Origin of the sequence: Enterococcus pseudoavium NBRC 100491, from assembly GCF_001544295.1 — a bacterium.
Lineage (GTDB): Bacteria > Bacillota > Bacilli > Lactobacillales > Enterococcaceae > Enterococcus_A > Enterococcus_A pseudoavium.
On sequence record NZ_BCQF01000042.1, the window covers coordinates 1 to 12,324 of the forward strand.

A 12,324-nucleotide genomic window follows, 5' to 3' on the forward strand; every position below is an offset into this window, starting at 1 on the left:
GAAGTTTTTTTAATTTCAATTTTCATTGTTCGGCTTTTGCTGTATCAGCAACGTTTATTAATTTACCACTTAATGATTCAGCGGTCAACTATTTTCTTCAAAAAAAGAGAACTTATTTTTATAAGCTCTCTTTTTATCGACTATTCGAATAATGGTACACCTTCAATTTCAATGGTTCCAAGGATTTTCCTTACACTTTCCGGACTTTCCCAGGCAAAACCTTCAGGCAGTTCTGTAACTTCAGTACTAGCCATTTCAAAAACATAGAGTGGTAAACTCATGCCATGTGATTGCGTGTTGGTTAATTCGACTAAACGAATATTGTTAACATCAATATGTAGTGAGGCTTTCAAAAAATTCAAAAAACTAGCTAAAACTGTATTTTCAGCTTTGGTATCGGCGCGGGCAAACTCTTTATCTTTTCCTGTTTCATGAACTAAAAACCGTTTTGATCCATCTTCTAAATGCAACATGATTGTTCCAGATACTTGTTTCGTCACAATTTCCACCTCTGCAAAAAGCTAATTGTAAATCCTACTTATTGTAGCATGTTTTCAGAAAAAAAGATATTCTTTGCATGAAATTGAAAACTATTTTCCATTCTGCTCTTCTACTAAATATTCCACGGCCTCTTCTATCCAAATCGGCATATTTTTTTCAAGCGTCCGAAACCCTATGTTCTTATTTCGATTTGTAAAATAGCGTTTTCGATGATACGGTGTCTCGCTTGAATTCTCCATTAATGTTCTTAACGACAAGCTAATTTTTTTGGTATATTCATCAATATCAATGACCTGAACTTTGACAGTTTGTCCTACTTCCAAAAAACTATGAATATTTTTTGTGTAGCCAGCTTGGACTTCCGATACATGGATCAACCCTTGCGTCTGTTCATCTAACGAAATAAACGCCCCATATGGTTGAATCCCTGTAACACGTCCCTCAACGATCTCTCCAATTTTATATTCCAATTTATTTCCCTCTTTTCGCATGTTTCATTATACTGTATTTAGATAGAAAATAGAAGTTTGCAAATAGGAGGACGTAGTATGACGAATTTTGAACAACCGGTTAATCGGCTTGGTTCTAACAGTATTAAATGGGATACCATTCTTAAAACATACAATGAAAAAGAACTTTTGCCTCTGTGGATTGCCGATATGGATTTTAAAGCACCGACTGGCGTGTTAACGGCCTATCAGAAATTATTAACTCATGGCATTTTAGGCTATACAGACACACCTGAGAAACTCTACACAGCGATCGTTAACTGGGAACAGTCGAAACATCAGCTTACTATAAACCAAGAAGAGATTATTTTCTTTTCAGGCGTACTGGCAGGAATCACTACTGCTTTGCAAGCTTTTACTAAACCAAATGATGCTATTTTGATTCACGACCCTGTTTACCCACCGTTTGCAGGCATCATTACTAATAACCGTCGACAATTGGTCCGCAGCACATTAATTGAAGAGGATGGGCGTTTTGTGATGGATCTGGCTGACATAGAAGAAAAATTTAAACAGCATTCGGTGAAAGTCATGATTCTATGCAATCCCCACAACCCTGGTGGTAGAGTATGGACAAAAGCGGAATTATCTAAATTGGGGGAACTTTGTAAAAAATACCAAGTACTTGTCTTCAGCGATGAAATCCACCAAGACTTGATTTTTCCACCTAACATGATGACTTCTTTCTTTCAAGCAGGAGAAGACTTCAGTGATTTTAGCCTGCAGTTTACTTCCATGACTAAAACCTTCAATTTAGCCGGCATTAAAAATTCTATTGTCTTTGTTAAGAATGATCGTTTGCGGAAACAATTACTTCGTAAACAAGCAGAGAACTTTCAGCAAGAAATCAACACGTTTGGTCTGATTGGAATGGAAGCTGCTTATGAAACTGGTGAAGAGTGGCTGGCAACCTTACTACCTTATCTCCAAGGAAATATCCATTACACCTTGGACTTTTTCAAAACACATTTGCCCAAGGTGAAGATCATGCCACCAGAAGGAACTTATCTATTATGGCTAGATTTTTCAGCCTATCCTCTTTCTGACGATGAATTGGAACAACTCCTCGTGCACAAAGGCAAAGTTGTTTTAAATACTGGCATAAGTTACGGTCCTAGCGGTAAACAGCATATGCGTCTGAACATCGCTTGTCCGCGTGTGATTCTTGAAGAAGGGTTGAAACGTATCGTAACTGCTCTAAACTAAAAAAAGACGGCCGAATCGGCCGTCTTTTTTATTCAGTAATCTCGATTGATTCGATCACGATGTCGTGAACCGGTTTGTCTTGTGCACCCCGTTTTGCAGCTGCAATGTTATCAACTACATCCATTCCTTCGATCACATGACCGAAAACAGTATGACGGAAATCTAGCCAAGGCGTTCCACCTTGTTTATACGTTTCAACGATTTCACCTGGAAAACCAGCTTCTTCCAATTGAGTCATCATGTTGGCTGGAACATTTTGGTTGTTGACGATAAAGAATTGACTGCCATTCGTATTTGGACCAGCATTCGCCATCGATAATGCTCCACGCAGGTTAAATAAGTTCCGTGAAAATTCATCTTCAAATTTTTCACCGTAAATACTTTCCCCACCCATACCGGTACCAGTTGGATCGCCACCTTGGATCATAAAATCAGGGATTACACGGTGGAAAATCACTCCATCATAGTACCCTTTTTGAGCCAGTTCAATAAAGTTCTTAACTGTTTTAGGCGCTTCTTCAGGGAATAATTGAACTTTAATGTCCCCCATATTGGTTTTAATTGTCGCTTTTGGACCTTTTTCTTCTGTCAAATTTAATTGTGGAAATTGAGTCACGTCAATGTCCTCCTTTATTTTTTACTGTGTCTATCATAACAAACTTTGCTTGTTTTGCCACCTCTCGAAGTCAAGCAGTTCTTTCTTTTTCATTTTTTTGTTACAATCGTGGGGAAAGAAAGGGTGATCAAATGGATATTTTCGACATTACCATCGTAGGGGCCGGGCCAGTTGGCATGTTCGCTGCTTTTTATGCAGGGATTCGCCAAGCTAAAACAAAACTGATCGACAGTTTACCACAACTAGGTGGACAACTGACGACGCTCTACCCTGAAAAAAACATTTACGATATCCCCGGTTTTCCTATTGTAAAAGCGGCAGATCTAGTGAACAACTTAGAAAAACAGTTACGAACTTTTTCCCATACTTATTGTTTAGAAGAAGAAGTTCTAGAATTAAAGCAGCACGAGGACTATCTTGAATTGGTCACTAATAAAGAGACTCATTATACCAAGGCGGTGGTCTTAGCAATCGGTAACGGTTCTTTCCAACCAAGACGATTAATGCTTGACGAAGCCGAGCACTTTGAAAATCATGGCATCGATTATTATATCAACGACTTGATGAAATATGCCGGAAAGAAAGTCGTGATTGCCGGCGGTGGCGATTCCGCAATCGATTGGGCTTTGATGTTGGAACCCATCGCTGCAGAGGTTTCAATTATTCATCGGCGCGATAATTTCCGCGGGCATGAACACAGCGTCCAGAAATTAAAAGAATCCACGGTTAATATCTATACACCTTATATTTTAAAAGAACTGCATGGGAATGAAGCTTTAGAAGGTTTAACTTTACAAAAAGTAAAAAGCGATGAGACAATCACAGTAGGCGTAGATTATTTAATCGTAAACTATGGGTTTTCCTCTTCTTTGGAGCAGCTACGTTCTTGGGGACTTGAAAGTACACGGCAAGCGATTTTAGTTGAATCCGATATGCGAACATCTGTCCCTGGCGTCTATGCTTGCGGTGATATTGCTACCTATGACGGAAAAGTGAAATTGATCGCTACCGGGATGGGAGAAGCACCGACAGCCGTCAATAATGCACTCCACTATGTGAATCCCAAAAATCGGGCACAACCTGGGCATAGTACTAGTTTATTTCCACAAATTTAAATTCAACGGAGGTCTAATTATGGTATTCGAAACAATGGCGCTTGAACAAAAAGCACGAGAACTTTTAACAGAACGCGGTGTGACGATTCGCGATATCGCAGACCTAGTCTTTTTCTTACAAAAAGACTACATTGATAAGCTGTCTATTGACGTCTGCATTGACAGCGTGAATCGCGTATTAACGAAACGTGAAGTTCACAATGCCATCATCACCGGCATTGAATTAGACAAATTGGCTGAACAAAAGAAACTGGATTTCCCTCTGCAAGATATTATCGAAGAAGATGAGGGGCTTTATGGCATTGATGAGATCATGGCGCTATCTATCGTAAATGTTTATGGTTCGATCGGTTTTACGAATTATGGCTACATCGATAAAGTGAAGCCGGGAATTTTAAAAAAACTCAATAAGCACGATGACGGGCAGGTCCATACCTTTCTCGATGATTTGGTGGGTGCAATCGCTGCATCCGCAGCCAGTCGGTTAGCCCACGAAAACCCAGGTAAATTAGATTCAATTGTCAAATAAGAGCATTAAAAAAAAGAGCTTACTGCTCTTTTTTTAATGCTCTTTTACCAAAATAAATTGGCAAGAAGTAAAAAATTTCTAGTAATACGAAAAACAGAAGAAAGCAATGTAAGAAAAATGTCTCCGGCAGTACATTGATGATCGGATCTGTCGCCGGATTAAAAATCCAGGCATCGTTATTAAAGAAAACACCGTGGAACATAATAAAGAAGCGATCGAAATTGACTGCCATCAAAAAAGCAATCACTATCGGCGCAACGACTGCGATCCGAAATGGTTGGATCAAGAGCCACAGGTGTTTCTGACCAGCTAAGCGCCGCAGATAGAGCACACTGGGAATGAGCGTCACTAACAATAAGCCATAATTTAATAAAAATAGCTTTTTCACTTCATAAAAGTGCAAAGCTCCACTAGCGGATACCGGAAAATCTGTCATTTCCAACGTCTTCACCCACGGCCGATTCAAATAGTTCATGAGTTGATCAAAGTTATGCAGCAACTCTTTTTCTGAAAGCGTTGTATAATCCAACAATTCCAAATGTCCAATATCAAACTGGTAAAGCCAACGGGCATTGATCGTCAATGTAATCGCCAAGGTCAATAAGCTCAGCAACAGACAGACTAGTCCAATTCTTTCTAGCCATTTATTCTTCATTGAAATTCCATTCATCCAGCGAATCCACTACATGAGTTGGTGCAATCGGCAAAGTCGGCACCTCTGCTTTTTGCGTGAAGCCGGATAAGACTAGTAACGAATCAATCTCATTATTGATCCCAGCTAAGATATCGGTGGTGTAGTTGTCACCTACCATCAAGACCTCTGATCTCTCGACTCCTAAAATACCCACTGCTTTGTCCATAATAATTGCTTCTGGTTTTCCAATATAAATGGCCGTTTGCTGCGTTGCCGCTTCAACCATTGCAATCACTGAGCCCGCACCAGGCAATAAGCCTCGTTCCGTTGGAATATTTTTATCAGGGTTGGTTCCAATAAACAACGCGCCCTTTTGGATTGCCAAAGTCGCAGTCACAAATTTTTCATAGGTAACTGCCGTATCTAAACCGACAACTACATAGTCCGGATCTTTTTCTTCCCAAACATAGCCGGCCGCTAAAATGGGATCGATCAAGCCCGGCTCCCCGATCACAAATACTTTCTTTCCTTTGGCCGCATCGTCCATATAATCAATCGTCGCTAAAGTTGCGGTATAAACCGTTTCTGGGGCAACCTGGATTGAGAATTCATTGGCCAAACGAGCGGCAACAGTTGCAGGTGTTTTCGTTGTGTTATTGGTCAAAAACAAAAAGGGAATCTGCCGCGCTTGCAGTTGCTCCACAAAGCGGCGGCCTGCAGGGATTGGTTCACTGCCACGATAAATCGTTCCATCTAAGTCAATCAAATATCCTTTGTACATATTATTACTCTTCTCTTTGACGAATCACGAAGCGTCCGTCTTTTTCTTTCGTTGTTGTTACGGGTTCTTTTTTCGGTTGACGGTTTTTAATTACTGGTTTTTTCTTAGGTTTATCCGTCACCGCTACCTTCTTCTCTTCGATATATGCTTGTGGCTTATCTTTACGCTTACGCTTACGTTTTTTGCGCGGCTGCTGGCGTTTGCCGCCAGTCCGTTCCAAAACAAAATAAGCACAACCAAAATTGCAATATTCATATAGATAATCTTCTAGCGCATCTATTCGTTGCTCGGGCAAACTTTTCCGATCCTCTTCCCGGAAAAAGCCTTTTAGCCGCAACTGCTCATACCCCCAGTCACCAACGATATAATCATAGCGTGTCAAAACCTCACTAAAGCGTTCACCTAAGCGTTCGGCATCAAAGCCCTCACGATAATTTCTAACTAAGCGATATTGGCGTTCACCAATCAAAAGATTACTGTCATCGACAAATACAACGGGTTCACCTTTTTTCTTTTCTTCAGCGGGAGTCTCAACGATTTCATCTAAGACTTCAGTCAGCTCTGCTGTAACAGTCTTTTCTGAAGTGTTTTTTTGTTCTTTTTTATCTCTTTTTTCTTTTGCCATCGTTTCACCACCTGTTTGCTATTATACCTTGTTTTTATTTGATTGGATAGTGAGTGTGGAGATAGTCTCCCAAAACACTACGGATAAAATCCGGAAAAAGAAATTCATAGCGTCCGGCAATCTCAATCGTGGGAAAGAATGGAACAAACATATAGTGATCCACCGTCGCAAGCGTATACTCACGTTCGGGATCAATCGGTTCCCCCAACCAGCGGACTTGATGATTCACTCGATCGTAGTCAATTCCATCATAAACTAAGTGACCAAAAACTTTTCCGCGAAATCCCATTCCCATTACTGGAAAATTAATCAGAAAATGGCGGTTTTTTTCCATCTCTAAAATCAAGCGGATCAGATTATTACCATCCAGTGTCACCTTGATTAAATGCATCGGATGAGGCAATGTCGTATGCAACTGATCTTGATTGACGATCCCTGCCGACACATCTGTCAGAAATAGACCCGTATTTAAAATCGCTACGTCCGTTTGAGCAGCTTCTTTCACTGCAGCCAAGGTATAATGAATCAATGAATGTTCCGCTCGATAATCGGTACTCAAATCAAAGGGAATCTCGGCGACTTTTTTATCCGCTAAAAGCTGGTGGCCCCTTTGCAAATACTCAGAAATCTCCTCTTGGTCTTCCGGTAATGGTAGCATCCGCTCCGTTGCATAGGTGTGGGCGGAAGTTTTTTTGATACGATGTGCTTCATCTACGGTTAGCTGAACTTCCCCGACATAATAACCGTATTTCCCCGCAGCGGCTAACTGGACCGACCCGATTTTTTCGCCCTCTTCAAACAAGTGATGCGTGTGAGAACCTAAGATTACATCAATCGCTGGGACTTCCCGCGCAATTCTTCGATCAACGCTGATCCCTAGGTGACTCATCAGCACCAATACATCCACTTTAGGACGAAGTTCAGCCACCAACTCGGGTAAAATATCCATCACTTGACGAATATCCCAGCCATTCGGACTGTAAGTTAAAGGAAACGGAGCCGTAAAAGCAATTAAGCCCACTTTGGTACCTTGCTCAGTCGTGATCACCTTGCATTGTTGAGCCCACACGGGAGGTTGCAGCGTTCCCTTATCAAAAAGATTCGCTAAAAGCACATCAAAATTCGCTCGATCGTATAAATGATTCAGTTCCTCTTTAGAATTTCCCACGCCTTCATTGTTTCCGATCGTCGCGGCATCGTAATGAATTTGATTCATTAACTCCACATTCGCTTGACCATTCGTCGCTTCGGTCAACGGATGCCAGCGATCAACAAAATCCCCCAGATCAACTGTAATGATCTTTTTTTCTGGCGTCTCTTCTTGCTTACGATTTAGGAGAAAGCGGCGAATCTTCGGCCAATTTTCTAAATGGGAGTGGAGATCATTGGTATGTAAAAGAATAATTTTTTCCATTATCCATCCTCTTTTCAACTCTTCTTATCCCATCTATAGTAACATATAGCTAAGAAACGCTGAACGAACTCGTTCAGCAGAAAGAGGTACATGATGAAATTCGAATCTACACTCGGCCCCCTTTGGTTAGATGCTAACCAAACAGCTCTAACCCGAGTTTCTTATACTCCCATCGAAGAGAATCCTTTAGCTGACCAAGCTCTGTTAAAAGCTGCTCAAAAGCAGATCCTAGAATTTTTAGCAGGACAGCGGAAAACCTTTGAACTTCCTTATGTTTTCGAAGTTGGAACCGTATTTCAACAGGAAGTCTGGCAAGCTCTTACAGAAATCCCTTATGGTGAGACTTGCAGCTATCTGGCTATTGCAGAAAAAATCAAGCGCCCGAAAGCCGTAAGAGCGATTGGTCAGGCCAATCATAACAATCCTCTGCCGCTTATCATCCCTTGTCATCGTGTCATTGGTAAAAATGGCCAGCTCGTCGGTTATTCTGGATCCAGCGAAGCCGGCTTAACAATCAAAGCTCGCTTACTTGAACTTGAAAACCCTACGAGACAAACAATTTCCCTTTTCTAAATCCATAGGAAAAACGCAGTTGAACCAATCCGCTCAACTGCGTTTTTTGCCGAAAGCAACTGTTCTAATCAAAGAACTAATTAATTTTTTTCATACTTCATTCAAAATTGAAAACAAAAAAAGCAAGCTAGTCAGCTTGCTATAAAAGTCATATTATCAGACACATGCCGGATCCCACTTAGTTGGATTACTGCTAAACAAATGTTTTAAAATACTGCCAAATCAACGTTTTTATCGTTTAATTGATACAGATAATTAGACATTATTTGACAACATCGGCAAACATTTGCCCCTTTTTTGCCCCTTTTTAGTCTTAACAATTTGTTCGCTTTACAAAAGAGAACGTTTGTTCGTATAATGTGGTTAATAAAGTTGAGGAGTGATCGTGTGGAGTCAATAACAGGAACAGTTAGCAAAGTCAAAATATTAAAGTATTCGGAACGTCCGCTTGTCTTTTTTAAGTTAGATGATGTCAGCTGTTTGATCGCTGGTCACTCGCTCAATTTTCTTGCTGATGTGGAGAATGGAATGCGGATTGTAATTGGCGGACACTACAATAGTAGAAAACAGTTTGTAGTGCAGAAATATTCGGTGATTGGAAAGACTAAGATAATGATGGAATTTGAACAGATGGCGATATGAAAAAAAGCTAACGAATTTGCAGATTCGCTAGCTAGATCACGTACATATACAGGCGTACGATATTTAATTTCTGACAATATTATAGCACATTTTCACGTACCTTCTCTAAAAGAGGAGGTATTTTTATGTACCCCGTAGGATTCGAACCTACATCTTCCGATATGAACCGGAGTATTCTACCTATTGAACTAAGGGTACTTTAAATGAGTATTATTATTTTTTAAACGTGTTACAATAAAGAAATAGAACGTCAGATCTTCCCCACAGTCCACTTCCCCAAGTAACTGTATCTGACGTTCCCTTTTTTTTATGGGCGAGTGACTTCCCAATAGAGTAGATGTTACATAGAAACCGATTTCTTTGCAAGCATTATATACTTATAAAAAAAAACTCCCAACTAATTAAGTCTGGGAGACTTCTTCTATCTTAATTACAATTAAGAAAGCAAAAAAATAAGCCCCCTGCGAATGCAGAGGGCCTTTTTTATACGTCTAAATACCAGCGTGTTTCAGTTAAGTCATTAAATCCGCCTTTGGTGTCACCTTTCGGATCGTTCGTGCTACGAATCATAATGATGATTGAGTGACCTTTAACATCTTTTTGATTAAATTCGATGTTGAATCCTGCTACGTCATTTCTGTTGTAGACTTTGGCTGCATCTGCGCGCGGTAAGTCTTTCAACTTAATTCGTTTCAGTTCTTTACCGTTCGTGCGATCTAAGATGAAAGCATACTGATATTTATGAGTGCGTGTGCTCCATCCTTCCGCTTTAATCTTACCAGCCATTGCACCGTATCCGTCAACGTGACCTTTATCATTCTTGACTTCCATCACAGAATAGTTTTGGCCCGCACGGTAGACATCGGTAACTTCTGCTGGATTTGGATCCGGTAATGTTGAATAGCCGTTATCTGTAATACCGGTCAAATCAATGTTTCCATCAAGTCCGCCACCAACATAGGTTGAAGTGAACTGATAGATGCCCACACCATCCATACTAGGAAATACCGACCACACAGGACTTGACGTCAAAATGTATGTGTGGGCTCGTTTACCTTGTGCTAATGCTGACTTCACTTGGCTTTGGTACGTCCACTGATCATACAATCCTCCGGCATTATAGCCACCGATTTGCGCGATCGCGAATTTATCGTGAGCATAACCAAACTGCCCTTGTGCACCTTGATAGACCGCCCAATCGACTCCTTGATCTCCTTTCGCTGCTTGTGCGGAGATAGGAAAAAAAGGCAATAAAAAAAGAGCTGTAACAGCTCCTAGCAAAAATTTCTTTTTCATTCTAGTCCTCCTTATTTTTTAAATTGAATGCAGAAACACCAGTGATAACCCCGAAAAATGTAGCTAATGCGTTAATAGTTAGAACTGCCATATCTGTTCCATTCCAACCATAAGCTTTTCCAAGTGTGCCAACTAAAACAGATGCAGCTGGCAACACCGTGAGAACCGCCCATTTAATAATTTGGTAATACTTGTCCGGTAAAATCATTTCGAACCCCCCTATAATTTCGTTAAAAAATAGCCAATAATTGTGATGCCTAAACCGATCATGTAACCCCATGACCATTTATTGTTTGCTTTAATTTCTTTGATGTCATCAGCATTGTTGAGTGCAATAGAATATGCGTGATCCGCCACATCTTTCGCAGCATCCGCCTTCTCTCTCAATGCCTCGTAATTATCAAGTTTTGTTTCAATGCGCACTAAGCGCTCAATAACATCTTGTGCAGTATCATCTTTCAAAACTCCCCCGCCTTCCAACTAAATAATTAGCCCCGTTAAAAACGAGGCTAAAAAAATAAAGCTTATTCAGCTTTAGCGATAATCTGATCAGCTTCTTCATCAGTGATACAAAGTGGCACGAACTCGCGTACTTGATCATCAGTGAAACAACCCCAATCGTACATCATTTTAATGTCATCAAAATTAAACATTAGGCAGCACCTCCAATTTGAGTTTTGATCCCTTCGATTTCTTTCTTTAACTCCACATCATTCAACATGAGCTTCCCGTTTAATTGTGACATAGATTCTGCTTTCTTTGTTAAAGCTTCGTTTGATTCTTTTAAAGCTTGATTCTCAACTTGGATGGCAGCGGATATGTTTTCTAATAACTGTAACTTTTTCGAATAATCTTGAGTCACAGCTTCTTCCCATTTTCTCTCTGCAAAATTGTAAAATTGAGATTGATCATTTTTAAGTCCTTCTAGCGGCTTAACCTCAACAAAAGGGATCATTGTTGGGAAATCTTCTTCTACCTCGTGTGGTTCATATCCTAATGGATATAAAACCTTATAAATCGTCTTCATAAGTAACCCTCCTAATTTTTTGCTTTATAGAAAATTCTACCTACGTACCAAGTAGATTTCACTAACGTTGTACGTGCTGCAATTTTATTTGGCATGACATTGATTAACGCTGTTACTCCAGCGTACGAGGAAACGAAATCGAAAAAGTCAGCATCGCAAGCTAGATCACTATTTAATCCATAGAAAACGTTTTGATCTTGAGAAATATCGCGATCAGCACGCACTTGGAAATTTAGATAACCGATAACATACGGTCCATACCGTGTGAATTTAATTGATCCTGCTTGAATTTCTGGTGTTGTACTTGAATCAAAAGTTTGACTTGCTGTCTTAGTGGTCATCACTGGAAGACCACCGAGTTGAAGCCCATCCTGAAAATTCTTTAAACCTAAAATTGTTTCATTTCCTGTAGCTTTTACTAATTTCCCTTCAATTCCATCGATGGCATCCGCATGTGTCTTCAAATATTTAGCAACGCCATCTTCTTTTAGCTGTACAATATCTGCCATATTTAAACCTCCCCTACTTTCTCAAATGTAATATTATTAAGCCCATCTAGCTTAGTTTTATCAGCAGCCGACATCAAGCCAGCAACAGTTGTAGTTGCCACACCAGGATTTTTTTGTGCACCAGTTTCAATCCCATTCAATTTAACTTTGTCTGTTGATGCCATTAAACCGTTTGCTGTAGTTGTAGCAACTGCTGTAGTCGTTGCATTTGTTCCGGGATCACCCTTGTCACCTTTTGGAAGAACAAAGTTGAATTTTGCAGCAGAAGTCGTTCCTGCATTAGTTACTGCAGCGGTCGCACCACTTGTTACGGTTCCTACTGTTATTGTGGCGGCATTTCCCGGATC

At 40.3% G+C, this 12,324-nt stretch carries 19 protein-coding genes and 1 tRNA gene; 5 read left to right on the top strand and 15 right to left on the bottom strand.

Annotation, left to right across the window (positions count from 1 at the left end; all coding sequences use genetic code 11):
- Positions 1-140 precede the first annotated feature (140 nt).
- Both EP1_RS12705 and EP1_RS12710 read right to left on the bottom strand, forming a co-directional pair.
- Positions 141-503 (bottom strand): hypothetical protein, encoded by a 363-nt coding sequence (locus EP1_RS12705; protein WP_174519754.1) that lies wholly within the window; start codon positions 501-503, stop codon positions 141-143.
- Positions 504-590: 87 nt separating this feature from the next.
- The gene (locus tag EP1_RS12710; protein ID WP_067628101.1) at positions 591-971 is read right to left on the bottom strand and encodes a CvfD/Ygs/GSP13 family RNA-binding post-transcriptional regulator; all 381 of its coding nucleotides are present in this window, start codon (positions 969-971) and stop codon (positions 591-593) included.
- Positions 972-1,049: 78 nt separating this feature from the next.
- Between EP1_RS12710 and EP1_RS12715 the strand changes: the two genes are divergently transcribed.
- Complete coding sequence (locus tag EP1_RS12715) at positions 1,050-2,216, top strand: MalY/PatB family protein (RefSeq protein ID WP_067628104.1); 1,167 nt, start codon at positions 1,050-1,052, stop codon at positions 2,214-2,216.
- A 28-nt stretch (positions 2,217-2,244) separates the two neighbouring features.
- Here the strand turns inward: EP1_RS12715 and EP1_RS12720 are convergent, their stop codons facing one another.
- Positions 2,245-2,832, bottom strand: coding sequence for a peptidylprolyl isomerase (locus tag EP1_RS12720; protein WP_067628107.1), 588 nt, complete (start codon positions 2,830-2,832; stop codon positions 2,245-2,247).
- A gap of 131 nt (positions 2,833-2,963) precedes the next feature.
- On the opposite strand from EP1_RS12720, the gene EP1_RS12725 reads away from it, so the two are divergent.
- Positions 2,964-3,947 carry an NAD(P)/FAD-dependent oxidoreductase gene (locus EP1_RS12725; protein ID WP_067628110.1) on the top strand — a complete coding sequence of 328 codons (984 nt, stop codon included), beginning with the start codon at positions 2,964-2,966 and terminating at the stop codon, positions 3,945-3,947.
- Between the two features lie 19 nt (positions 3,948-3,966).
- Positions 3,967-4,476 carry a phosphatidylglycerophosphatase A family protein gene (locus EP1_RS12730; protein ID WP_067628113.1) on the top strand — a complete coding sequence of 170 codons (510 nt, stop codon included), beginning with the start codon at positions 3,967-3,969 and terminating at the stop codon, positions 4,474-4,476.
- 19 nt (positions 4,477-4,495) lie between these two features.
- On the opposite strand, the gene EP1_RS12735 is transcribed toward EP1_RS12730, so the two are convergent.
- From EP1_RS12735 to EP1_RS12750, 4 genes are read right to left on the bottom strand one after another with little or no spacing between them, the layout of a single operon-like run.
- Positions 4,496-5,131, bottom strand: a complete 636-nt coding sequence (locus EP1_RS12735; protein ID WP_067628153.1) for a TIGR01906 family membrane protein — start codon at positions 5,129-5,131, stop codon at positions 4,496-4,498.
- The gene (locus EP1_RS12740; protein ID WP_067628116.1) at positions 5,121-5,891 is read right to left on the bottom strand and encodes a TIGR01457 family HAD-type hydrolase; all 771 of its coding nucleotides are present in this window, start codon (positions 5,889-5,891) and stop codon (positions 5,121-5,123) included. Before EP1_RS12740 ends, EP1_RS12735 begins: the two co-directional genes overlap by 11 nt.
- A 4-nt stretch (positions 5,892-5,895) precedes the next feature.
- The gene (locus tag EP1_RS12745) at positions 5,896-6,516 is read right to left on the bottom strand and encodes a YutD family protein (protein WP_067628119.1); all 621 of its coding nucleotides are present in this window, start codon (positions 6,514-6,516) and stop codon (positions 5,896-5,898) included.
- A gap of 34 nt (positions 6,517-6,550) precedes the next feature.
- On the bottom strand, positions 6,551-7,930 hold the full coding sequence (locus tag EP1_RS12750; RefSeq protein WP_067628122.1) for a bifunctional metallophosphatase/5'-nucleotidase: 1,380 nt from the start codon (positions 7,928-7,930) through the stop codon (positions 6,551-6,553).
- Between the two features lie 93 nt (positions 7,931-8,023).
- Between EP1_RS12750 and EP1_RS12755 the strand changes: the two genes are divergently transcribed.
- On the top strand, positions 8,024-8,503 hold the full coding sequence (locus EP1_RS12755; RefSeq protein WP_067628125.1) for a methylated-DNA--[protein]-cysteine S-methyltransferase: 480 nt from the start codon (positions 8,024-8,026) through the stop codon (positions 8,501-8,503).
- A 387-nt stretch (positions 8,504-8,890) separates the two neighbouring features.
- Positions 8,891-9,145, top strand: a complete 255-nt coding sequence (locus tag EP1_RS12760; protein ID WP_067628130.1) for a P-loop NTPase family protein — start codon at positions 8,891-8,893, stop codon at positions 9,143-9,145.
- Positions 9,146-9,271: 126 nt separating this feature from the next.
- Here EP1_RS12760 and EP1_RS12765 read toward each other — a convergent pair.
- The 8 genes from EP1_RS12765 to EP1_RS12795 form a co-directional block, all read right to left on the bottom strand.
- Positions 9,272-9,343, bottom strand: a tRNA-Met gene (locus EP1_RS12765).
- A gap of 285 nt (positions 9,344-9,628) precedes the next feature.
- On the bottom strand, positions 9,629-10,441 hold the full coding sequence (locus EP1_RS12770) for a glycoside hydrolase family 25 domain-containing protein (protein ID WP_067628134.1): 813 nt from the start codon (positions 10,439-10,441) through the stop codon (positions 9,629-9,631).
- A 1-nt stretch (position 10,442) separates the two neighbouring features.
- Positions 10,443-10,649, bottom strand: coding sequence for a phage holin (locus tag EP1_RS12775; protein ID WP_067628137.1), 207 nt, complete (start codon positions 10,647-10,649; stop codon positions 10,443-10,445).
- A gap of 11 nt (positions 10,650-10,660) precedes the next feature.
- A complete protein-coding gene (locus tag EP1_RS12780) occupies positions 10,661-10,903 on the bottom strand; it encodes a hemolysin XhlA family protein (protein WP_010746269.1) in 243 nt (80 codons plus the stop codon).
- A 62-nt stretch (positions 10,904-10,965) separates the two neighbouring features.
- Positions 10,966-11,094 (bottom strand): XkdX family protein, encoded by a 129-nt coding sequence (locus EP1_RS13405; protein ID WP_083507558.1) that lies wholly within the window; start codon positions 11,092-11,094, stop codon positions 10,966-10,968.
- Positions 11,094-11,468, bottom strand: a complete 375-nt coding sequence (locus tag EP1_RS12785; protein WP_067628141.1) for a hypothetical protein — start codon at positions 11,466-11,468, stop codon at positions 11,094-11,096. Before EP1_RS12785 ends, EP1_RS13405 begins: the two co-directional genes overlap by 1 nt.
- An 11-nt stretch (positions 11,469-11,479) precedes the next feature.
- Complete coding sequence (locus tag EP1_RS12790) at positions 11,480-11,977, bottom strand: hypothetical protein (RefSeq protein WP_067628144.1); 498 nt, start codon at positions 11,975-11,977, stop codon at positions 11,480-11,482.
- Between the two features lie 2 nt (positions 11,978-11,979).
- A partial coding sequence (locus EP1_RS12795; RefSeq protein WP_067628147.1) for a hypothetical protein occupies positions 11,980-12,324 on the bottom strand: 345 nt, incomplete at its 5' end.